The sequence below is a fragment of the Tessaracoccus palaemonis genome, assembly GCF_019316905.1.
In the GTDB taxonomy this organism is placed as follows: domain Bacteria; phylum Actinomycetota; class Actinomycetes; order Propionibacteriales; family Propionibacteriaceae; genus Arachnia; species Arachnia palaemonis.
This window is the reverse complement of sequence record NZ_CP079216.1, coordinates 451821-473216: the sequence shown is the minus strand read 5'-3', so window position 1 is coordinate 473216 and position 21396 is coordinate 451821. Positions and strand designations below refer to the sequence as shown.

At 68.6% G+C, this 21396-nt stretch carries 26 protein-coding genes; 7 read left to right on the top strand and 19 right to left on the bottom strand.

From position 1 onward, the window contains the following. Positions 1–4: 4 nt before the first annotated feature. Positions 5–703 (bottom strand): MgtC/SapB family protein, encoded by a 699-nt coding sequence (locus KDB89_RS01980; protein ID WP_219083019.1) that lies wholly within the window; start codon positions 701–703, stop codon positions 5–7. A gap of 123 nt (positions 704–826) precedes the next feature. Between KDB89_RS01980 and KDB89_RS01975 the strand changes: the two genes are divergently transcribed. From KDB89_RS01975 to KDB89_RS01965, 3 genes are read left to right on the top strand one after another with little or no spacing between them, the layout of a single operon-like run. Further along, positions 827–1354 (top strand): hypothetical protein, encoded by a 528-nt coding sequence (locus KDB89_RS01975; RefSeq protein ID WP_219083017.1) that lies wholly within the window; start codon positions 827–829, stop codon positions 1352–1354. A gap of 7 nt (positions 1355–1361) precedes the next feature. Next, entirely contained in the window at positions 1362–2639 is a 1278-nt protein-coding gene (locus KDB89_RS01970; protein ID WP_219083014.1) for a hypothetical protein, read from the top strand. Next, on the top strand, positions 2632–3498 hold the full coding sequence (locus tag KDB89_RS01965; RefSeq protein ID WP_219083012.1) for a hypothetical protein: 867 nt from the start codon (positions 2632–2634) through the stop codon (positions 3496–3498). Before KDB89_RS01970 ends, KDB89_RS01965 begins: the two co-directional genes overlap by 8 nt. Positions 3499–3501: 3 nt before the next feature. Here KDB89_RS01965 and KDB89_RS01960 read toward each other — a convergent pair whose 3' ends face one another. The 16 genes from KDB89_RS01960 to pduA all read right to left on the bottom strand — a co-directional run bounded on the left by KDB89_RS01960 (position 3502) and on the right by pduA (position 16588). Next, on the bottom strand, positions 3502–4488 hold the full coding sequence (locus KDB89_RS01960) for a malate dehydrogenase (RefSeq protein ID WP_439654877.1): 987 nt from the start codon (positions 4486–4488) through the stop codon (positions 3502–3504). Then, positions 4485–5885, bottom strand: coding sequence for an aldehyde dehydrogenase family protein (locus KDB89_RS01955; protein ID WP_219083008.1), 1401 nt, complete (start codon positions 5883–5885; stop codon positions 4485–4487). Before KDB89_RS01955 ends, KDB89_RS01960 begins: the two co-directional genes overlap by 4 nt. Then, the gene (locus tag KDB89_RS01950; protein WP_219083006.1) at positions 5882–7051 is read right to left on the bottom strand and encodes a cob(I)yrinic acid a,c-diamide adenosyltransferase; all 1170 of its coding nucleotides are present in this window, start codon (positions 7049–7051) and stop codon (positions 5882–5884) included. Before KDB89_RS01950 ends, KDB89_RS01955 begins: the two co-directional genes overlap by 4 nt. 3 nt (positions 7052–7054) lie before the next feature. Then, complete coding sequence (locus KDB89_RS01945) at positions 7055–7327, bottom strand: EutN/CcmL family microcompartment protein (RefSeq protein ID WP_219083005.1); 273 nt, start codon at positions 7325–7327, stop codon at positions 7055–7057. 1 nt (position 7328) lies between these two features. Further along, on the bottom strand, positions 7329–8120 hold the full coding sequence (locus tag KDB89_RS01940; RefSeq protein WP_219083004.1) for a flavoprotein: 792 nt from the start codon (positions 8118–8120) through the stop codon (positions 7329–7331). Further along, complete coding sequence (gene eutJ, locus KDB89_RS01935) at positions 8117–8935, bottom strand: ethanolamine utilization protein EutJ (RefSeq protein WP_219083002.1); 819 nt, start codon at positions 8933–8935, stop codon at positions 8117–8119. Before eutJ ends, KDB89_RS01940 begins: the two co-directional genes overlap by 4 nt. Positions 8936–8940: 5 nt before the next feature. Further along, positions 8941–9576, bottom strand: a complete 636-nt coding sequence (gene pduL, locus KDB89_RS01930; protein WP_219083000.1) for a phosphate propanoyltransferase — start codon at positions 9574–9576, stop codon at positions 8941–8943. A 2-nt stretch (positions 9577–9578) separates the two neighbouring features. Beyond that, positions 9579–9851, bottom strand: a complete 273-nt coding sequence (locus tag KDB89_RS01925; protein WP_219082998.1) for a BMC domain-containing protein — start codon at positions 9849–9851, stop codon at positions 9579–9581. Between the two features lie 3 nt (positions 9852–9854). After that, a complete protein-coding gene (locus KDB89_RS14800; RefSeq protein WP_439654862.1) occupies positions 9855–10343 on the bottom strand; it encodes a BMC domain-containing protein in 489 nt (162 codons plus the stop codon). Next, a complete protein-coding gene (locus KDB89_RS01915; RefSeq protein WP_219082996.1) occupies positions 10343–10705 on the bottom strand; it encodes a glycerol dehydratase reactivase beta/small subunit family protein in 363 nt (120 codons plus the stop codon). Before KDB89_RS01915 ends, KDB89_RS14800 begins: the two co-directional genes overlap by 1 nt. Further along, positions 10702–12513, bottom strand: a complete 1812-nt coding sequence (locus KDB89_RS01910) for a diol dehydratase reactivase subunit alpha (protein ID WP_219082994.1) — start codon at positions 12511–12513, stop codon at positions 10702–10704. The genes KDB89_RS01915 and KDB89_RS01910 overlap by 4 nt, the downstream gene beginning before the upstream one ends. A gap of 106 nt (positions 12514–12619) precedes the next feature. Further along, a complete protein-coding gene (locus tag KDB89_RS01905) occupies positions 12620–13159 on the bottom strand; it encodes a diol dehydratase small subunit (RefSeq protein WP_219082992.1) in 540 nt (179 codons plus the stop codon). 10 nt (positions 13160–13169) lie between these two features. After that, a complete protein-coding gene (locus KDB89_RS01900; protein WP_219082990.1) occupies positions 13170–13838 on the bottom strand; it encodes a propanediol/glycerol family dehydratase medium subunit in 669 nt (222 codons plus the stop codon). 14 nt (positions 13839–13852) lie between these two features. Then, the gene (locus tag KDB89_RS01895; RefSeq protein ID WP_219082988.1) at positions 13853–15514 is read right to left on the bottom strand and encodes a propanediol/glycerol family dehydratase large subunit; all 1662 of its coding nucleotides are present in this window, start codon (positions 15512–15514) and stop codon (positions 13853–13855) included. Positions 15515–15524: 10 nt separating this feature from the next. Continuing rightward, complete coding sequence (gene pduB, locus KDB89_RS01890; RefSeq protein WP_219082986.1) at positions 15525–16304, bottom strand: propanediol utilization microcompartment protein PduB; 780 nt, start codon at positions 16302–16304, stop codon at positions 15525–15527. A gap of 8 nt (positions 16305–16312) precedes the next feature. Further along, positions 16313–16588: a propanediol utilization microcompartment protein PduA gene (pduA, locus tag KDB89_RS01885; protein WP_219082984.1), complete on the bottom strand. Its 276-nt coding sequence runs from the start codon at positions 16586–16588 to the stop codon at positions 16313–16315. A gap of 182 nt (positions 16589–16770) precedes the next feature. Here pduA and KDB89_RS01880 point away from each other — a divergent pair, with 182 nt between their 5' ends. From KDB89_RS01880 to KDB89_RS01865, 4 genes are read left to right on the top strand one after another with little or no spacing between them, the layout of a single operon-like run. Continuing rightward, positions 16771–17124, top strand: a complete 354-nt coding sequence (locus KDB89_RS01880) for a BMC domain-containing protein (RefSeq protein WP_219082982.1) — start codon at positions 16771–16773, stop codon at positions 17122–17124. Positions 17125–17130: 6 nt separating this feature from the next. After that, positions 17131–17577 carry a EutP/PduV family microcompartment system protein gene (locus KDB89_RS01875; protein WP_219082980.1) on the top strand — a complete coding sequence of 149 codons (447 nt, stop codon included), beginning with the start codon at positions 17131–17133 and terminating at the stop codon, positions 17575–17577. Next, positions 17550–18890, top strand: a complete 1341-nt coding sequence (locus KDB89_RS01870; protein ID WP_219082978.1) for a PocR ligand-binding domain-containing protein — start codon at positions 17550–17552, stop codon at positions 18888–18890. Before KDB89_RS01875 ends, KDB89_RS01870 begins: the two co-directional genes overlap by 28 nt. Then, positions 18887–19996 (top strand): 1-propanol dehydrogenase PduQ, encoded by a 1110-nt coding sequence (locus tag KDB89_RS01865; protein ID WP_219082976.1) that lies wholly within the window; start codon positions 18887–18889, stop codon positions 19994–19996. Before KDB89_RS01870 ends, KDB89_RS01865 begins: the two co-directional genes overlap by 4 nt. A 4-nt stretch (positions 19997–20000) precedes the next feature. Here KDB89_RS01865 and KDB89_RS01860 read toward each other — a convergent pair whose 3' ends face one another. Further along, positions 20001–20270 (bottom strand): DUF2277 domain-containing protein, encoded by a 270-nt coding sequence (locus tag KDB89_RS01860; RefSeq protein ID WP_219082974.1) that lies wholly within the window; start codon positions 20268–20270, stop codon positions 20001–20003. Positions 20271–20363: 93 nt separating this feature from the next. Next, a complete protein-coding gene (locus KDB89_RS01855; RefSeq protein WP_219082972.1) occupies positions 20364–21389 on the bottom strand; it encodes an ABC transporter substrate-binding protein in 1026 nt (341 codons plus the stop codon). Between the last annotated feature and the right edge of the window lie 7 nt (positions 21390–21396).

Sequence of the window (21396 nt, the reverse complement as noted above, 5' to 3'; positions counted from 1 at the left end):
GTTTCTAGAGCTCGTCGTCGCGGGTCGCCAGCTCGACGCTCAGCACGCCTCGCACCTCGCTCAGCTGCGTCATCACGTCGCGCAGCGGCGGCCCCTTACGGAACCGCATCTCGGCGCGGACCGCGACGGTGTCGTCGACGTGCGTCTGACGCGTGTTCACCAGCGTCGTCTCGCAGCCGAGGTCGGTCGCCACCGCGAGCACGTCGCGCAGCACGCCGCGGCCGTCGGCATAGGTCAGCAGCACCGTCGACCGCTCCCCCGCGGTCGGCATCAGGCGGGCCAGCGGCGCCACGACAAGCACCGCGACGAAGTGCAGCATCGTCGCGAAGACGGCCAGCGGCAGCAGCCCCGCCCCGCAGGCCATGCCGATGGCGGCGGCCAGCCAGATCGACGCGGCCGTGGTCAGCCCCCGGACGACGTCGCGGTTGACGAAGATGACGCCGGCGCCGAGGAAGCCGATGCCCGAGACGATCTGCGCGGCGATGCGCGAGGGGTCGCGCGTGACCTGGTACTCGGCCAGGTAGATGAACCCCTCGACCGAGATCAGCGTGAACACGCAACTGCCCAGCCCGACGAGAGCATGCGTGCGGACGCCGGCGGACTTGTGCTGGAACTGCCTCTCAATGCCGATGCAGGCGCAGAGCAGGAACGCTGCGGTCACCAGACCCACCTGCAGCGGAACGGCCGACCAGTCGAACAGCATGGGGCACCTCCTCGCCCATCTTGGCACGGCCGATACTCACACGGATCGCGGATCCGTACTCAGCCGGTTGACGCCCCCGCGACCGGACGCGCCGCTAGGGTCGAGACAACTGAAGGAGGGCCGATGGGCGCTGAGGTGGACGTCGAGATCGAGGCTGGCCGACTGGTCAGGGTAGGAATCCGCAACGGCTGGCGGGACCGCACCGATGCCAGGGGTCTCTCCGAGGAACTCACGGCGGCCATCCGAGCCGCCCTCCCCGAAGACGAGACGGCGCCGCCCCCCGCCGAGGGCGACGATGCCACCCGACGGCAGGTCTCGCCGCAGCGGCTGCGCGAGTACATGGCGATGCACCGCGAATGGATGCAGCGGTCCCGCGACTACCTGCGCCGATCGAGGGCGGGCGAGTTCACGGCCGCCGGGGCCGACGAGGTCGTCGACGACCAGCGCCACGTCGCCATCTTCCTCGACGGGGGTCGCTTCGACTCCGTAGCCCTCGACCCCGAGTGGGCCGGGCGCGCCACGCTCCAGTCTCTCGCCGACACGCTGCTCAGCGCCTTCGCCGGCGTCGACCTCCTCGGGCGGGACCCCGGCCGCGAGGAGCGGGAGGCGCTCAGGCGCCTCGACCGCCAGATCCGCGAGTTCGTGAGCTGAGGCGGGCATGCCGGGCAACGAGGCGTACGACGCCGCACTGGTCATCAAGCAGTCCTGCGACGACATGGTCGACAGCTACGAGGATCTCGTGGAGGCTGGGGCGGCCGTCATGGGTGACATCAAGTCCACCATCGGACAGCTGAAGCAGTACAAGTACGAGACCTGGGCATCGGGTCAGTACCTGGGCGTCGAGTACCGCGACGACAAGTACAGCGGCTGGGACAAGTTCTGGATGAGCGTGGGCGGCGTGAGCTGGATCGAGGAGGAGGTCCCGCACCCACGCAGGCAGGAGGCCTACGATGCCCTCGAGAACGCCCAGGGCATCGTCGACGAGGTCGATGAGAAGTTCGAGCTTGATTCCAAGGACATCCGCGACACCGTGGGCAGCGTCGCGGACCACATGAGCGGCTGGGTCGACACCGTCGCGAAGCTCTCTACTCTGGTGTTCCCCAGCAGCATCACCCAGATCAGCACCACGGGAGACACCACCGGCTGGCAGAGCCCCTCGGCGATGGAGACCTACCGCGACAACGTGACGCTCCAGGACTCCGCTCACTCCACGACCCAGTCGGTCATCCGGGAGCTGCTCGAGCGTGACGCGGCCTTCCTGCAGAACATGACGGAGTCGCTGACGGCCTTCGCTGACCTCGTGCGGGAACAGAACCAGTCCTACATCGACCTGGCCACGGGTTCGTGGAAGCCCGAGGACCTGAGCATCGACTTCGTGCTCGGCAAGATCGGCGACGTGGCCACGTTCGTCAACGACTACAAGTCGCGGCAGACCGAAAAGGCCACCGCGATGATCAACACGCTCAACAACGCCGTCTCCGCCACGCTGAAGACCGAGGAGCTGCGGGGACAGATCAACGCGATGAGCGAGCCGACGGGGGGCGGCGGCAACGGCTGGCCGATGCCGGCCAACCTGTCGGGGTACCGCTCCCCCGAACAGTCCGGGTTCGAGGAGCTGCGTTTCAACACCCGCTGGTTCAAGGACCACATCGAGTTCTGGGAGGACCTCTCCGGCGACTTCGATCCTGTCATCAGCACCGCTTCGGGCACCCCGGCGATCGAGCCGATGTTCCTGCAGTTCCCCGGTTTCTCGGCCACCGCGACCTCGGGGCTGAACACGCTGGCCCAGGACCTCCGCGAGAAGGCACTGACGCGGGGCCAGTCCGCGACGCTGGACATGTCGGAGAAGCTGGACGCCACGATCCGCAACTACCTCACCGGTGAGGCACTGAACACCCAGGAGGCCCAGCAGTTGCAGCGGATGCTCGATGAGTGATGCCCGCGGGCTTGCCCTGGCGACGGCCGTGGCGGTCACCGGGATCCTCGCGGGATGCGCCCCGGCCGAGCGGGAGGAGCCCGCGATCGACCCCGCGGCCGCGGTCGTCCCCGCGCTGGAGGAGCTGGTGGCCGACCCGGCCACATCTCTCGGCTCGCTGACGTGGACCCCCGACCAGCTGAGCATCATCACCTCCTCGGCCGACGGGACCCTCTCTCGCATCCTGGCGCCGCGGAGCCTCGACCCGCAGCCCACCAGCATCCAGGTGGCGGCGCTGACCGCCGACTCGCTGGACCCCGAGACGTTGGGCGCCGAGCTCACCGCACTGAAGGAGTCGTGTGACGAGTCGTGGTACCGCGTCTCGCTGTACGCCGTGACTGCCTCATCGCACGTGTCATCCGTGCAGTGCGGCGCCGATGCCCAGTCCGTCACGGGCGCCGATCCGGTCGCCTCCCGGCTCGACGGCAAACTCGTCCCTGCCCTCACGGGGCAGTGGTCGGCCGCGGAGCTGCAGACTGCGCTCGACGAGCTGACGCTGCTGGCGCCGTCGGGGATCGTGCAGTCGGTGCAGCTCAGCCCCGACCGTGTCACCGCCCGCCTGACGAGGGCGGACGCCAGCAACGGCTGCCAGCCGGAGGTGTGGCGCAGCCTGGACGGCACGGACGTCGGCACGGTGTGCTGGTCGGGGACAGCCGAGCCCGGCGTCGATCTGGCCGGCCTCACGGGTGAGGCTCTCGCCGACGCCCTCTACGCGGCCTCGGGAGGTGACGTCCTCACCGACCCGACGATCACGCTGACCGTGCAGGACGGCACGCCGACGGTCGCGGTCGCGGGCGTCGGCTCCGCCCCCGTCTCCTGAGCCTCAGATCAGGCCGAGGGCGCGCACGGCGTCGCGCTCGCCCTGCAGCTCACCAAGCGACGCGTCGATCTTCGCCTGCGCGAAGGCGCTGATCGGCAGGCCCTGCACGATCGACCAGTCGCCTCCCGAGCAGGTCACCGGGAACGACGAGACCAGGCCGTCCGGCACCCCGTACGACCCGTCGGAGGGCACGGCCATCGACGTCCACTCGCCCTCGGGAGTGCCGAGCAGCCAGTCGCGGGAGTGCTCGATCGTCGCGTTCGCTGCGGAGGCGGCGCTCGAGGAGCCGCGGGCCGCGATCACGGCCGCGCCGCGGCGGGCGACCGTCGGGATGAAGTCGAAGTTGATCCATCCGTCGTCGGCGATCCACCGGTCGGCCGGAACTCCGCACACCTTCGCGTTGAAGACGTCCGGGTACTGCGTGGTGGAGTGGTTGCCCCAGATGGTCATGCCCGTGACGTCGCGCACCGGCCTCCCGGCCCGCTCCGCGAGCAGCGCGCGGGCCCGGTTGTGGTCCAACCGGGTCAGCGCGGAGAAGCGTTCCCGGGGGATGCCCGACGCGTTGTGGTACGCGATCAACGCGTTGGTGTTGGCGGGGTTGCCGGTCACGACGACGCGCACGTCGTCGGCTGCCGAGGCCGCCAGCGCCCTCCCCTGTTCCGTGAAGATCGCGCCGTTGGCCGTGAGCAGGTCGGAGCGCTCCATCCCGGCCTTGCGTGGCATGGCGCCGACGAGCATCGCCAGGTTGGCGCCGTCGAACATCCTTCTCGGGTCCGAGCCGATCTCCACGCCGGCCAGGTTCGGGAAGGCGCAGTCGTCGAGCTCCATCACGACCCCCTCGAGGGCCTTGAGCGCCGGCTCCACCTCCAGCAGCCTGAGCCGCACCGGCCGGTCGCCCAGCAGGTCGCCCGACGCCAGCCGGTAGAGCAGCGCGTACCCGATCTGCCCGGCCGCCCCGGTGACGGCGACGGTGAACGGAGTAGACATCAGCGGATGTTGAGGTCGTCGACCAGGACGCAGCGACGGGTCCGCGCGAAGTTGCGCGTGCGGGTCAGCCCCTCGCCCGTGGGCCCGGCGATCGTGAACGTCGAGTAGCCCTCGCCGCCGATGCCGATGCCGTTGAACGACGGGCCGTTCTTCACGAAGATGGTCGTCTGGATCTCGCGGCCCATCTTGGTGAGCTTCTTCACGTCGCGCGAGTGCATGATGGCCGTGTGCCGGTTGCCGTGCTCCAGCTCGACGGCCAGCTCGATCGCCGCATCCACGTCCGGCACGCGCACCAGGCCGAGGACCGGCATCATCAGCTCGTGCACCACGAACGGGTGGTCCGCGGCGGCCTCGAAGACGACGAGGCGCACTCCCGCAGGCGGTTCGATGCCGATGGCCTGCAGGATCTCGCCGGCCGGCTTACCGACCCATGCCGTGTTGGGGCCGGTCCCCTTGGCGTTGAGGATGATGGACTCGAGCTGCTTCGCCTGCTCCGGCGTGATCTCGTAGGCGCCGTTCTTGAGCAGGTTGAACTTCAGCAGGTCGGCGATGGAGTCCACCGCGATGATCTCCTTCTCCGCCGTGCAGGGAAGGTTGTTGTCGAAGCTGGCGCCGTCGACGATGCACTTGGCGGCGTGGGCGATGTCGGCCGTCTCGTCGACCACGACGGGCGGGTTGCCCGCGCCGGCTCCGATCGCCTTCTTGCCGGAGCTGAGCACCGTGTGCACGATGCCGGGGCCGCCGGTGGCGACCAGCATCCGCACGTCCGGGTGCGCGATCATCTTGTTGGTGTTCTCGATCGACGGGTCGGAGACCGTCACGATCAGGTTGGCCGGGGCCCCTGCGGCGGCGAGGGCCTTGTTGAGCTTACGCACCTGCCACAGCGACAGGTTCTTGGCGCGCGGGTGCGGCGAGAACACCACCGCGTTGCCCGCGGCCAGCATGCCGATGGCGTTGCAGATCACCGTCTCGGTCGGGTTGGTGGTCGGCGTGATGGCTCCGATGACGCCGTAGGCCGAGTACTCCACGGTGGTCAGGCCGTGGTCGCCGGACCACGCCGAAGTCTCGAGGTCCTCGACACCCGGCGTGTTCTCCGCGGCGAACTTGTTCTTCAGGTACTTGTGCGCCACGTCACCCATGCCGGTCTCGATGACCGCCTGGGCAGCCATGTAGTCGAGGTTCTCCGGCATGGTCATGCAGTCGCGGATGGCCTGGATGAAACGGCGCCGCTCGGCCAACGAGCAGGCGCGGTAGTTCTTCGCGGCCGTCGAGGCCGCATCGACGGCGGCATCCATGTCGTCGAACACGCCGTCGCCCGAGGCCGACGGCTTCTCGTCGGCGGGAAGTGCCGCCAGCACCTTGCGGACGGCTGCTTCGAGCAGGGTCGGGTCGATCGTCATTTCTGTGCTCCCATCACGGTTGTCAGTGCATAAGTGGCGACGTCGCAGTCCTCGTCGACGGTGCCGCCGGAGATGCCGAGGGCGCCGATGACGGCACCGTCGACGATGAGTGGGACGCCGCCTCCGAAGAGGACGACACGTCCCGAGTTGCCCCCCGCCAGTCCGGGGAGGGCGCCGCCCTCGGCCGCCAGCGGCCCGAGGTCGGCGGTGGGCATCTTGAACGCGTTCGCGCTCCAGGCCTTGTTGGCGGCGATCTCCAGGCTCGCGATCAGCGACCCGGGCATCCGGTGCAGCAGCACCTGGTTACCCGCCGCGTCGACCACGACGATCACCATCGGCACGCCGAGCATCGTCGCCCGCTTCTCCGCGCCTTCGGCCAGCTCCTTCGCGAGCCTGAGCAGCGCCTCCGGCGCGCGTGCGTCGCAGTGCGCGCGCATCGCAGCCCAGCGGGAGGTCTCAGCCGGATCGTTGAGCCTGTCGAAACGCGTCGAGCCTGTCGAGACGCCTTCCCCTTCGACAAGCTCAGGGCCCTTCGACAAGCTCAGGGAACCGGCCGGGCTCAGGGAACCGGAGGGGCTCAGGGAACCGTCCAGCTGCGGCCAGTACCTGGCGACGGTGTCGCGGACGACCTGCTCGACGTGCGCCAGCTCGTACCACGTCTCCGTGAGGCGGGCGACCGAGTAGACGGCGTCGGAGAGTCGGTTGAGGAACTTGATGAGCTCCGGCCGGACGGGCTCATGCTCGGCAAGGGTCAGACAGCGGCGCTCGGCCCGGCGGACGACGGTTCGCGCGACGTGGAACGGGGCGGAGACCTCGTCGCGGCCTGGCACCACGAACGAGCGCTGCGGGCCGGTGATGGCCAGGCAGTCGTCGATCAGGTGCTCGAGGCCCTCGATGTCGGCGGTGGAGATCTTGTTGGCGAGGATCTCGGCGCCCTTGGCGTCGGAGGCGAGTTCCGCACCCGCGACGAACATGCGCTGCTGGATCGCGTGGATCCGGTCCCGCCACGGCCCCGGCTCGAGCCCGGCCTTCGCCGCGCCCAGCGCCGCATTGGCCTCGTCGACGGTCCCGTAGGCCTCGACGCGCAGGCTCTGCTTGGTGACGCGGGAGCCACCGAACAGGCCGGTGGTCCCCTTGTCGCCGGTGCGGGTGTAGATGGCGGGCATCGGTCAGCGCTCGTCGATCTCGACAGCGTCGACGATGCCGACGATCGTGGAGTCGATGGGGGCTTCCTTGCGGTCGGCCGCGAAGCGGGCAGAGGAGCCCTTGGTGACGATGACCGTCTCCCCGTTGCCGGCGCCGACTGTGTCGACACACACCTCAGGGGTTCCGGTCAGCGCGCCGGACTCGTCGAGGCGCCGGGTCAGCATCAGCTTGAAGCCGACGAGGCGGGGGTCCTTGCTGGTCGAGACGACATTCCCGATGACCTTGGCCAGGTACATGTCAGTGCTCCCTCTCGATGATGATGTTGCGCGCCGCGGCGGTCTCCCGCGCGAGCGCCGTGATGAGCGCCCCTGCGCCGACCCGCAGCGTGGTGCGGGGCGCGACCGTCTTGACGATCCCGTCGTGGATCAGCCGCTCGGCGCAGACGACCGGGTCGTTGAGCTTGTCGAAACGCGTTGAGCCTGTCGAGACGGCCTTCCCTTCGGCAGGCTCAGGGCCCTTCGACAGGCTCAGGGAACCAACCGCCTCGTCGAGCGTCTCGGACGAGGCCAGGGTCACGCCGAAGGACGCGAGCGCCTCGAGGTTGCCCTGCAGCATGCGCGAGTAGCCGGCGGGCAGGTCGGGGAACCAGCCGCGCTTGTCGGGGGTGTCTCCGCAGGCGTTGACGGACAGGACGACGGGCTTGTCGAACATGATGAACTCGGCCATCACGTTCGAGGCGAGGCAGTCGCCGATGCCGTGCGCGACCTTCGCGACCATGTTCACGGTCGCGGTCGGGATGATCAGCATGTCGTGGCCCATCACGAGCGACTTCTCTGCCGGGCACATGCCGATGGACTCGATGGCCTGCTGGTCGAGGATCTTCGATGCGGAGTGGGTCTGGGTCCAGTCGAGGTTGACCAGGCCCGTCGCCTTGAGCCGCCGCAGCGACTCCAGCGAGGCCTCGAACCCGAGCAAGGCGCCGGTGAACAGCACCAGCGCGTTGCGGGGCTCCGGGCGCGCCGGGGCCCCGTCGGCGAGCACCTCGACGACGACCTGCCTGATCAGGGAGCGCAGCTCCTGCTCTGTCACCTGTTCCTCCTCATCGCCGTCCCCAGCGGGGTGGGGAACAGCGGCTCGTCCGGCCGGGTGACGGGGCGCCGGAGGACGCCCTCGAACACGGCCGGTGACTGTGGGTAGGAGCTCGAACCGCCCACGAGGTAGACGGGGAACTCCTCGTAGCCGACCGTCGCCTCCGCGGCGATGGTCGCCATCTTCTCGAGCGTCGGGCGGATCAGGCCGATCACGAGATCGCCCTGCGCGGGGTCACGCTTGAGCTGCTCCGCGGCCTCATAGTCGATGCCGAGAGCGCCCGAGATCACCAGGGTCATGTGGTGGCCGCCGGTGGCCTGGTCCACGGACTTCAGCACCTCGGAGTCGCGCAGGATCGAGACCCCTGTGGTCCCGTGGCCGACATCGATCACAACGCCGTCGGTGACGCCGAGCGCCGTGGCCGCCGCGACCGGCTCGTCGACGACCTCCGACGCCTCGAGTCCGCAGGCCTCCAGCACGTTGGTGAACACCTTGGTGGTCCCCGCGTCGATGCCCGGAGGAATCGCGACGGCGGCCTCGCGGAACGTGACGCCGAGCTTCCCGGCGAGTGCGTCGCGCAGCTGACCGACGGCCCTCACGGCCCCCAGCCAGTCGACCACGACCCCGTCACGGACGACCGTCGAGCGGAGCCAGGCCCCGCCGATGGGATGGTCGTCCCCGTCGACCACGGCAAGCACGATGTTGCCCGTGCCGAGGTCGACGCCCAGCCGGCAGGCGCCGCCGGGCGCAGCCGTCCGCCCGGAGCGCACCTGGCGGGCGAACCGGTCGAGCTGGGACGTAGGGGTCGCGGTCATGGTGCTCATCTCGGGCAGATCGTCGCGTAGTCGCCGGTCTTCGCGCCGATGGCGTTGGCCTCGTCGGTGTCCAGGTGCAGTTCGAGGAGGTAGGAGTCCTTGACCCGCACGAGGAAGTTGTCGAAGCGGCCGCCGCGCTCACCCGGGAACACGACGCTGACGCGGTCCTGATCCTTGAGCCCGAGTGCTTCCGCATCGGCGGGGCCCATGTGGATGTGTCGGCCGGCGACGATCGCCGCGTGGTCGAGCGCGACGCGTCCCTTGGGGCCCTCGATCTCGATCGGCGCGGCCTCGGACAGGTGTCCGGACTGCGCCATCGGCGCGTCGAGGCCGAGCGCGCGGCAGTCTGTGCGGCTGAGCTCGACCTGCGTCGCCGACCGGTTCGGTCCCATCACGCGGACGCGCTGGAACGAGCCCTTGGGGCCGTGGATCGTCACCGACTCCTCGGCCGCGAACTCCCCGTGCTGCCGGACGTACTTCTTCACGACGGGTCGGTCGTATCCGAACAGGGTGGCGAAGTCGGCGTCGGTCAGGTGCACGTGCCGGTTCGAGATCCCGACGATGGTCTTCGTCGGGTCGGCCTCGTTGAACTTGGCGACGATGCGGTCGGCGATGGTGGAGATCAGCTGCGCTTCGGACATGATCAGACCTGCGGGAGCAGCTTCTCGACGTCGGCGTGCGGCCGCGGGATGACGTGCTGCGAGACGAGCTCACCGACGCGCGAGGCAGCTGCCGCTCCCGCGTCGACGGCGGCCTTGACGGCACCGACGTCGCCGCGGACCATGATCGTCACGAGGCCGGAGCCGATCTTCTCCTGGCCGACGAGGGTCACGTTGGCCGACTTGGTCATGGCATCGGCCGCCTCGACGGCGCCGACGAGACCCTTGGTCTCGATGAGGCCCAGTGCCTGGCTCATGGGTTACTTCCTTCCGGTCGTGGCCTTGGCGGCCGCGGTCTTCCGCGCGGTGGTGGCCGGGCGGGTCTTGGGTGCCGCCGACTGTGCATCGGCGGTGTTCAGGGGGGCGTCCTCGACGACCTCGGTGATGTCGGAGTCGAGCACCGCGGTGGGCTCGGGCTCCGGCTCGGGCTCCGGATTCGGCTCCGGCGCGGGAGTGGGGGCGGTCCAGCCGCGCGTGAGCTTGTTGCCCACCAGCGGCTCGATCTGGTCGTTCGGCCGCGGGATGACCAGCTTGCTGACCACGCGGTTGATCTTCGCGGCCGCGACGGCGGCGGCGTCGATCGCGGCGGTGACGGCGCCGACCTGGCCGAGGACCTTGATGGTCACGAAACCGCCGCCCTTGGCGAGTTCGTAGCCGACCAGTTCGACGTTTGCCGACTTGCAGGCGACGTCAGCCGCCTCGAAGCCGGCCGCGAGGCCGACGACCTCGATGAGTCCCAGTGCTTGCATCAGTGGTTCCTTTCCGGTGCGCTTCGAAGTGGGATGCGTTTGACGATCCGGGCGGCGTTCGAGCCGATCACCCGGTCCTGTTCGGGGCACTCGCCGAGGAACTGCGCGATGTAGGGGCGCCCCTCGTCGAGCTTCTCTGTGGTGGTGACGACGTAGTCGAGCGAGACGCCGAGCCCGATCCCGAGCCGGGACGCGACGGCCGCCTCATGGGCGAGCGTCAGCGGGTTCAGCTCGTCGAAGCGGTGCACCTCGACGGGTACCCCCTCCTCCTCGATGCCGAGCAGCAGCGAGGTGAGGGCAGGGTCGGGGACCCGTGCGTTGACGTGGCACAGGATGGCGGGTGGCTCCGGCTTCTTCGTCATTTTCTCGGCTCCGCGAAGCTCAGGGCGAGCCCGGTTGCGACCGCGTTCCGCGGCCCCTCGGTGCCGCGGATGTTCGCCCGACCCGCGACGACGCGGTACTCGGCCAGCGCGTGCGTGACGAGCTGCGGGATCTCGAAGTCGAGGGCAGAGCCTCCGACGAGCACGACGAAGTCGATGTCACGCACGTTGTCGGTGGGGCTGACCTTGCGCAGCGCGCGGATCGCGTTGGTGACGAAGACGCGCTCCTTGGCGCGGATGCGCACCTGGCGGATGGCCTCGACGGGCAGGCTCAGGTCGAGCGGGACGAGGCCGTCGGGCTTCAAGATGACCGTGCGGGCGTAGACCTGCGGAGGCAGCGGCTCGTCGAAGAACTGGACCGTGCCGTCCTCGTGGCGGATGTTGAAGACGGTCTCGACCTTGGCCAGCGGGTAGCGCTTGATGTCCTCGGCGGTGTCGAAGGTGTCGAGCCCGAGCTCCGACTGGATCATCAGCGTCACCATGTTGCCGGCGCCGGCCAGGTGGATGGAGGTTCCGGTGCCGTCCGCGCGCATGACGGAGGCGTCCGTCGAGCCGGCTCCCATGTCGAGGATGGCGATGGGGGCGGCTGTGCCGGGCGTGGTCAGCGCGCCGCGGATCGCCATGTCTGCCTCGACGCCGCCGACCTCCACTGCGATGCCGAGTTCGGAGGCCATGTGCTGCGCGATCTTCTGCATCTGCAGCCGGTCGGTCTTGACCATGACGGCGATGCCGACGGCCGCCTCCATGGAGAACTCGTTGGCGATGCCGCCAGCGACCTGCTGGGGCACCTGGGTGTCTACGGCCAGCAGGTCGGTGATGTTGACGTCGCGGGGCTGCAGGTTGGTCAGCTGCGCCATGGTGACGCGGACCTTCTCCATCATGCCGCCGACGTTGGTGCCCGGCTCGCCGACGACGTCGGTCACGTGGCGGACCTTCCCGACGGCCTGCATGATCTCCTCGGCCCCGCGGTCGACGTCGACCTCGGCCTTGGTCGACTCGCCGAGCACCGTGAGCCGACCGGCCGGGATGCGGCGCTCCTGCACGTCTCCCTTGGGGGTCTTGATGACCACGGCCGAACGGTTGCCGACCAGGGACCGGGCGAGCGGGACGACCTGCTTGGTGTCCTGCGCGTCGAGCCCGAAGAGGGTCGCGATGCCGAACGGGTTGGCGAGCGTCTCGACGATGCGGCCGACCTCGGCCACCTCGATCGCCGCGAGCATACCGAGCGGCACCTTCTCGATCAGACCGACCTCGTCGACGATGGGGATCTTGCGGTCGAGCCGGTTGTGGACAAGGACGCCATCGTCGGCCTGCAGGATGGCGCCGGTCACCTCCACATGGGCCGCGTTGATGCGGCGCGCGACGTCGTCGTAGGGGAAGGAGCGGTCGGCCACCACGATGTAGGGCACGCCGACCGGGGCGGTGGCCAGGTGGGCGATGTCGATGGTGGTGCCGACGCCGATGCCGAGCCCGCCGGGCGTGGCCGGATTGTGGCCGATCATCGTCGACTCGGTGATGATCGTCTCGGTGATGGTCTCCATCGCGACGTCGCCGATGACGGGGGCGGCCTCGTTGATGCGCACCAGGTCGAGGTCTGCGAGCTGGCGGCCGCCGTTCTTCAGCGCGACGTTGAGCGCGTGGAAGATGCCCTGGATGTTGGCGTCGGTGCCCTTGATGCCCGTGGTCGGGATCGTCGAGCTTGCCAGGAACGTGAGCTTCTCCCCGTCGGCCTCGGCGAGCGCGACCTCCGTTGTCGCGTTACCGATGTCGATGCCGGCGATCAGGCGCATGCTTCGTCCTTCGAATATCTGGGGGTAGGTCGTCGATGACCCGGGGTGTGGTGTGTCCCCGGTCGGGCCCGTGGGGGGCAGGTCCGACCGGGGCACAGGATGGGTGTCAGTCGACGCGGAGGCGTCCGCGCGACTCGTAGACGTCGGCGGCCTGCCGGACGAATCCGGCGGACACCTTGGCACCGTAGGTGCCCTCGAGCTCGGCGGCGATGTCGTACAGCTCCGTCTTGGTGGAGCGGTACGGCCGCAGGGCGTTGTAGATGGCCAGCAGCCGCTGGTCGGGGACGGCGACCAGCTCGGCGGCGCGACGCATGTTGCGCGCCAGCGGGCCACGGCCGGAGTCCTCGGCGATCTGCGCCTGGAGCTCAAGGGTCTCCGCGGAGATCTTGAAGTCCGAGGCCTTCAGCTGGCCGCTCTTCAGCTTGTCGAACGTCAGATCGTCCAGGCTGAGACCGGAATCGGTCTTGACCAGCTGCGGGTTCTTCTCGGCGAGCGGGTAGTCCGCCACACCGACCTTCTGTCCGGAGGACGCCGGGGCGGCAGCAGCCGCCGCGGGGGCCTTCTTCTCGAAGGTGACGTTGTCGTTGCCGCCGAGGTTCTGCATGACCTCGGCCATGATCTGTCGAATCAGTTGCTCTTGATCCATGTCGCTTCTCCTAGCCGAAGCTGATCTGAAGCGCCTGGGGCTTCTTGTTCAGATCGCAGAGGGTCGTTTCCTTGTTGTGCAGCAGCGCAGCCTTGGCCTGGTACTTCGGCCGGGCCATCTGGTCGTTGCGGATCGGCACCGGGGCGGGGTTCTCGCCCTTGGCGTACTTGGCGGCGTTCTTGCCGATGGCGCGGAACGTCTCCTCGTCGATGAGCGGGGACTGGCTGAACAGCTCCACGTTCGACAGCGGCGGCAGATCCTTCTGGTGGATGACCGTCGTGCCGCGCGACTGGATGCCGATGCCGATGCCCGAGCCGGACAGCTTGGCCGCCTCGTGGGCGACGAAGCCGACGTCTGCCGTCTTGTAGAGGCGGACGAAGCGGTACTTCAGGCCCTCCTCCTCGATGCCTGCGCAGATCTCCCTGAGGACCGTGGCATGCGGGATGCCGATGATGGTCTCGTGGATGCTCGTGCTGAAGGCGGGCGACAGGGCGATGACGACCTCCTTGGGATCGGTGCCGCGCTGCGCGTCCCCGGTCTCGGTGATGGTCAGGTTCCCTGCGACCGCCGGCGTCATGGTGGCGACGCCGCCGCTCGCGGGTGCCGTCGGGTTCGCCGACTCGGTGACGACCTCGCGGATGACCTGCTCGATCAGTGTCTTCAGAGTTGCTTGATCCATGGCTGTGATCCCCCTCAGATGCTTTCCGGGCTGATCGCCTGGCGGATGGTCTTCAGACGGTTCCACTTCTCTTCCGAGATCTGGTAGCCGGTCTTCGGGCCCGCGTAGTCGTTCAGGTTGTTGACGGCGGAGTCCACCTTGAACTCGCGGGTGAAGATCGCCGAGGTGTGCAGGTAGTCGCCCGCCACCCGGTGCTTCAGGAGGTTGAAGACCGCCTCGCCGACGTCCTCGAAGCCGCCGCTCACGAGGGCCTTCGCCACGTCGAGTCCGGTGACCTCGCGGGCCATCATCTCCTCGGCGGCCTTCAGGTCCTCGACGACGTTGCGTGCGGGCATGTCCTTCGAACCGTTGGCGTAGGTCGCTGCCTCCACCTCAGCGTCCGTGATGTCCGGCAGGCCGAGCTGCTTGAACGCAGCCTGGATGGCGCGGGCGGCCTTGCGGCGGATGTCGACGACCTCCTCCTCACCGGCGGGGAGCAGGCCCCCGTCGACGTGCAGGTCGCGCTGCAGGATGACCCAGTCGTCGTAGTCCTCGGCGTCCCAGTTCGAACCGGCGAACATGTTGTCGTAGTTCGGGGTGGCCGAGTAGCCGGAGCAGATGAAGTCCGTGCCGGGCACGAACTGCATCAGCGTGCGGGCAACGCGACGCAGGTCCGAGTGGGTGAACGTCTGGTCGTTCGACGATGCACACTCGAGGTCGAGCATGATCGCGATCAGGTTCTCCGCCAGGATCGCGCGGATGCCCTGCGGCACGGCGGCGGGGACACCGACGCAGCTCACGGAGCCGTTCTGCGTGCCCTGGGAGCCGGCGGCCTTCGTCACGAACAGGCAGCGGGACTCGAGGTAGAGCATCGACTTGCCCTCCGCGAAGCCCATCTGGACCTCGGAGCCCGTGCCGGAGGTGAAGCGCATCTTCAGTCCGCGCGACGCGTAGCAGGAGGCGAGGAACGCCTTCGACCACGGGGTGTCGTCGCCGTCCATGAAGACAGCCTCGGTGCCGTAGACCGACACCGTCTCGGCGTAGGCCGTGAGGCCGCGCATGCCGAGCTGCAGCTCCGTGGCCTCCTCGACCGCGCACTGGGTGAGGATGCCGGGCCGCCCGACCTGCGCGCCGACCAGGATGGCCAGCGCGTTGAACGGTGCGTAGCGCACGACGCCGACCGTGGTCTCCTCCTCGGCGAAGCCGCGGATGGCGGCCTCGGCCGCGTCCGCCGCGATCTGCACGGGGTTGTCGGCCAGGTTGGTGACGTGGCACTGGTTGGCCGGCGTCTTGCGGGCACGCATCTTGGTGACGGCGCTCATCAGCTCGAGGACGCTCATCTGCGAGACGACCTCGGCCGCCTTCGCGGGCGTCATGGATGTGGTCAGCGGGACCAGCGTGGCGCGCGGCACGTTGATGTCGCACAGCATGTGGGCCAGCTGCACCGAATCCATGGCGTTGACCTCGACGGCCCGCTCCAGGTTGATGCCGTACTCGGCGATGAACGTGTCGAGCATGTCGAACTCGGCACGGGACTTGCCGTCCAGCTCCACGACCTTGCCGTCCTCGATGCGGATCGAGGGCTTGGGATCATTGGGGCCGTCCATGGCGATCAGGCCCACTTCGGGCCATTCGGTGACGTAGCCGTCCTGGTTCACAGGACGTGCGTCGAGCACCTCAAATCTCTTGGACTTCACGTTGACGACCTCAGATGTAGGGGGTGGTGGTCGACTCGGGGTAGTCACCCAGCGCGCCGAGCAGCTGACGGCCGACCTCGCGTGCGGCGATGATCGCCTGGCGCACGGCGCCGGAGTCACCGGAGAACGCGGAGATGACCTCGTTGGAGAAGCTCGTGCCGGAGGCAGGGCTGGAGTAGGCGACGACGTCGATCGTCGAGGCCTTGACCGCCGTGTCCGCGAGCACGACGCCGATCGCGGCGGGGGCGCCCACCGTGATGCCGAACGACTTGCCGAGCGGGGCGCCGAACGCCTTGTTCAGGGCGTGGCTGGCGCGGGCCGTGTACTGGAACTCCAGGTGGCCTGCGTCGTTGCCGTAGACGTCGCCGAACGTGCGGTCCAGCTCCGACAGCGCGACCTCGACGGCGCGGCGGGCGTCGGAGACGTCCTCGGCGCCGAACACGATCAGGGAGCCGTGACCTGCGCCACCCTTGGTGTCGCGGGGCAGCTCGATGGTCAGGATCTCGGTGTTGGTGGCCTTGACAGCCTCGTCGGCCGCGAAGATGTGCGGACCGGCGCCGGTGCGGGCACCCAGGATGCCGATCGAGCGGTACTTCTTGTCCAGCCCCATCATCTCGTGGAGCTGCGGGTCGACGTTGGCGATGACCAGGCCGATCGTGTCGCCGAGCGCATTGGTGCCGACGAACTCGGTGACGCCGGGGCGGGTCCCGGCGGCGGGGGCGGGTGCGGCCTCGGGGGAGACCTTCTTCATGACCTCGGCCATGACCTTGTTGATCAGATCTTCAGACATGACTCAGCTCACTTCGCCGCGGGGAGCAGCTTCTCGACATCGGTGTGGGGGCGCGGGATGACGTGGCACGAGACAACCTCGCCCACCTTCGCCGCGGCTGCCGCACCAGCATCGGTCGCGGCCTTCACCGCGCCGACGTCGCCACGGACCATGACGGTCACGAAGCCGGCGCCGATCTTCTCGCTGCCGATCAGCTGGACATTGGCCGACTTGACCATCGCATCGGCGGCCTCGACCGCACCTACGAATCCTTTGGTCTCGACCAGTCCGAGTGCTTCCTGCATGTTGGACTCCTTCGTCTCGTTTTCCCAGGGATGGGGTCACTCGTCGACAAGGGTACGCAGGGATCAGATACACGATCTGAGACTGTTGTTACACAATCCGGCCTAAGCCCGGGCCCCCATTGAGACGCCTGGGCCCCCTGTCTAGAGTTGCATCAGAAGCAACGACGCGGAGGTGTGCCCTCATGGATCCCATGAGCGACAAAGCGAGGATCATCCAGGAGTTCGTCCCTGGCAAACAGGTGACCCTCGCACACATCATCGCGAACGCCGACCAGCAGCTCTTCGCCAAGATCGGGCTGATGGACAAGACGGCAGGATCCGTGGCGGTCCTCACCCTGACCCCCGGCGAGGCCGCCATCATCGGCGGCGACATCGCGACCAAGTCATCCGCGGTGCAGCTCGCCTACGTCGACCGTTTCTCCGGTTCGCTGCTCCTGGTGGGGCAGCTCTCCGACATCGAGACGGCCGTCCGCGACGTCGTCGACACCCTGCGCGACGTGCTCGGCTTCACTCCCGCCCCCATCACGAGGACGTAGGCAGAGGTGCGGCACATACTGCTGATCGGCAGCGTCGGCGTCGGCAAGACCACCCTGCGCCAGGCAGTCCACGGGGAGGATCTCGACTACGCCAAGACGCAGGCGATCGAGGTCAAGGCCGGCGTCGTCGACACCCCCGGCGAGTTCCTCGAATCGCGCTTCTACAAGCACGCTCTGATCACCGCCAGCTACTCGGTGGACACCGTCGTCCTCGTGCAGGCGGCCGACGAGCGCGGCACCCGCTTCCCCCCAGGCTTCTCGACGGCCTTCAACCGGCCCGTCATCGGTGTGATCACCAAGAGCGGCCTCGGGACCCCCGAGTCGATCCACGAGGCCGAGGGGCAGCTGCGGCTGGCCGGCGCCCGGGACGTGTTCATCGCCGATGCCTTCACCGGAGAGGGCATGGACGAGCTCAAGGAGATTCTGTGTCAACCATCAACATCGGCGATCTGACCACCCATGAGGTGACAGATCTGAGACAGCTCGTCGACGTCGACCGGCTGCAGCAGATCCAGGACGAGTTCGCGGCCGAGACCGGGTTGGCGATGATCACCGTCGACTCCATGGGATCGCCTGTGACAAGGGCCTCCGAGTTCAGTGAGTTCTGCCAGTTCCTCCGCCGTGACCCCGCGGTTCGGCGCCTCTGTTACACCTGCGATGCGCACGGCGGTTTCCAGTCCTCGCTCGAGGGGCGACCCGTCGTCTACCAGTGCCACGCGGGGCTCGTGGACTTCTCGGTCTCCATCACGACGGGCAACCGCTTCCTGGGCGCGGTGCTCGCGGGTCAGGTGCTGCTGAAGAGCGGCCAGGACCAGCTGCAGCAGATGCTGACCGCGAAGGAGGCATGGCGCGGGGACCCGGAGATCGAGGAGTTGACGCTCAAGCTCAAGGTCGTGGACCTGGAGAAGCTGCACAAGGCGGCCGACGCGATCATCTCGCTCGCGAACGAGACCCTCGGCAGGGCGCACCCCACCATGGTGATCGCGTCCGGCCCATACCTCGGACGCCTGCCGGGCATCCCCAGCGCCGCCGGGCACGACCGCACTGTGCTGGCGCCGCTGCTGGAGGGCCGCAGCAAGGCGCTGCCTTTGATGCCCATCGAATCGCCGCCCTCGACGCTGGATTCGGCCCGCGTCGCGCGCAACCTCCACCATCGCAAGGTTGCCGACAACCTGGAGATCGTCAGCCGGCACCTCGACGACCTGCTGCCGCGCTGGAGCCAGAAGATCCCGCGTGACGACCTCACGCCCTTCGAGGACATGCTGATCGGCGTCGCCACCAGCGAGGGCCTCCAGTACGGCCGCGACCTGACCGTGGAGGTCATGCGGAACCGCGGCAGCCGCCGCTCCCCCATGAACCGCTACGAGTGTCAGCTGTACTGCGAGCGCCTCGTCATCAAGCTGCACGACCTCGTCGAGCCGCGACTGACGGTCAAGGACCGCACGGTCGACACGCTCATCAACGAGATCGAGAAGGACCCCACGTCGTTCCTGACGGTGCAGAGCGCCGCGAACTACCTGGTGCTGTCCGAGTCGCACTTCGCGCGCCAGTTCAAGCAGCACACTGGGCACAGCTTCAACTCCTATGTCTCGGCCAAGCGCCTCGACCGGGCCAAGCTGCTGCTCGCACACACCACCAAGCCCGTGCTGAGGATCGCGACCGAGCTGGACTTCCAGCCGGTCAACTACTTCTCGCGCTGCTTCAAGAAGCACTTCGGCATCACGCCGAGTCAGTACCGCAACCAGTTCTCCGGAGGAACCGCATGAGCACCTTCTCGCTGCACACCGAGATCCACTTCGGGAACGGCTCGCTGGAGGAGCTCCGGGCCTACGCCACCGATCGCGTGCTGCTCGTGACTGATGAGTTCCTGGCGACAACAGGGCTGTTCGCGCAGGTGCTGCACTTCCTCGGGCCGGACACGACGGTGTTCAAGGAGGTCGTCCCGAACCCGACGGTCTCGCTGATCGCGAAGGGCGTGGCCTGCTACCTGGCCGTCGAGCCCGTCGTGGTCATCGCCCTGGGCGGTGGCTCGTCCATCGACGCCGCGAAGGCCATGCACAAGGCCGCCCTGGACAGCGGCTTCGGCGCCCCCATGGGCCTGGTGGTGGTGCCGACCACGTCCGGTTCCGGGTCGGAGGTGACGAGCTTCGCCGTCGTGACCGACGAGGCCACCCACGCGAAGCTCCCGATGATCTCCCGCGACATGCTGCCCGGCGTCGCGATCCTCGACCCGCAGTGCGTCGTGGGTGTGCCGCCCAAGGTCACGGCGGACTCCGGCATGGACGTGCTGACGCACGCCGTCGAGGCCTACGTCTCGACCGCCGCGAGCGACTTCTCGGATGCCTGCGCCGAGAAGTCGGTGCACCTCCTGTGCGCGAACCTGCAGCGCTGCTACGACGAGGGCACCGACCTCGTGGCCCGCGAGCGGATGCACAACGCGTCGACCCTGGCCGCGATGGCCTTCAACAACTCGAACCTCGGCATCAACCACTCCCTCGCGCACGCGCTGGGCGGCCACTTCCCCGTCGCGCACGGGCGGCTGAACGCCATGCTGATGCCGCACGTCATGGCCTTCAACGCCGCCCGCAGCGAGCGCGCCGCGACGAAGTACGCATGGCTGGCGCACCTCGTCGGCAAGTCGACCGGGCCCAACGTCAAGGCCGGGGTGCTGTCGTTCATCACGGCCATCGAGAAGCTCAACAAGGCGCTCGGCATCCACCCCCGGCTCGCGGACGAGGGCATCGACCCAGCTGAGGTGCGCGCGAAGCTCGACGAGATGGCCGAGCAGGCGCTCGCCGACGGGTGCACGCCCACCAACCCCGTCGAGCCGACGCACCTGGACCTGGTCGCGATCCTGCGCAACCTGCTCTGAGGTCTCAGCTGGCGTAGCGCGCGGCGCTGCGGGCGCGGGCCTTCGCGGCCTCCTCCTCGCGGTTCTTCGGCGGCGCGGTGGTCACGAGCGCCTCGATGAGGTGCCCCGTGATGTGGGCGATCTCCTCGACGGCGCGGTTGAAGGCCTCCTCGTTGGCCCGGCTGGGCCGCGTCGTCCCCGCGACCTTGCGCACGTACTGCAGCGCGGCGGCGTGCACCTCGTCGTTGGTGGCGGGGGGCTCGAAGTTGTTCAGCGGATGGATGTTGCGGCACATGGGGGCACCCTACGTCGCAGAGGGTGCGGCCCGGCACGAAACGGAGGACCCCCGACGCCGGGGCGCCGGGGGTCCTGAGGGCTGGCCGGAGGGTCAGGAGGTGACCTTCTTCGACTCCTTCAGGATGTCGGTCAGCTTGGTCATCTGCTCGGCCTGCGAGTGGTAGTCGAACGCGGCGACGCCCCACTCGTGGGTCTGGCCGGCCTTCAGGGCCGGGTGGTCGGCGAAGGTGGCCTGCTCAGCCAGCTCGTCGGCCTGCATGCCCTCCTCGCTCAGCAGGAGCACGTCGCCGGTCATCATGTCGGCGGCGTTCTCCCAGGTGTAGATGTCCCAGTAGTAGTCGCCGTCGGGGTTGAGGTTGGTGTAGTTGACGCCGAGCTCGGTGTAGTGGGCCGTCTCGGGCTCGTCGGCGGGCTTGACCAGGTAGATGCCGCTGGCGTCGGCGTACATCTGGGTGACCTCGAGGTCGCTGGCGCCTGCGGTCTCCGTCAGCGCGGTGACGGCGGCGTCGTACTCGGTCTTGGCCTCGTTGATGCGGTCCTCGGAGGCACCCAGCGCGGAGGCGAGCTTGTTGAAGCTCTGGGTGACGTCGGCACCGCTGCCGCCGATCTCGATCGCGACGATCGGCGCGATCTTCTCCAACTGGTCCTGCTGCTCGCGGTCCGCGAACGCGTAGAGGGGTCCCTCGAGGTCCAGGGTGCCCTCGCGGTCGGTCGGGTAGATGCCCGTCACGATGATGTCGGGGTCGGAGGCGGCGAGCGCCTCGAGGTCGATCTCGCCGTAGCTGTTGCCGACGATGGCGGTGTTCGAGATGTCGTACTCGGAGAAGCGCTCGTCCGTCGCGACGTCCATGCGGCCGAAGATGGCCGTCGGCGTCACGCCGTAGCTCAGCAGGCCGGCTGCGTAGTCGGCGAAGGCGGCGATGTTCGTGGGCTGAGCGTCGAGCTCGACGGTCTTGCCCGTGTCATCCGTGTAGGTCCAGGGGCCGGAGGCCGAGGAGCTGGCGGCGGCCGACGTGTCGTCGGTGGCGGTATCGGTCGAGGAGCAGGCCCCGAGCGTGAACGCCGCGGTGAGGGCGAGGATGCCGGCCAGGCGGCCGACCTTCGAGATGCGAGTCATGCGGAAT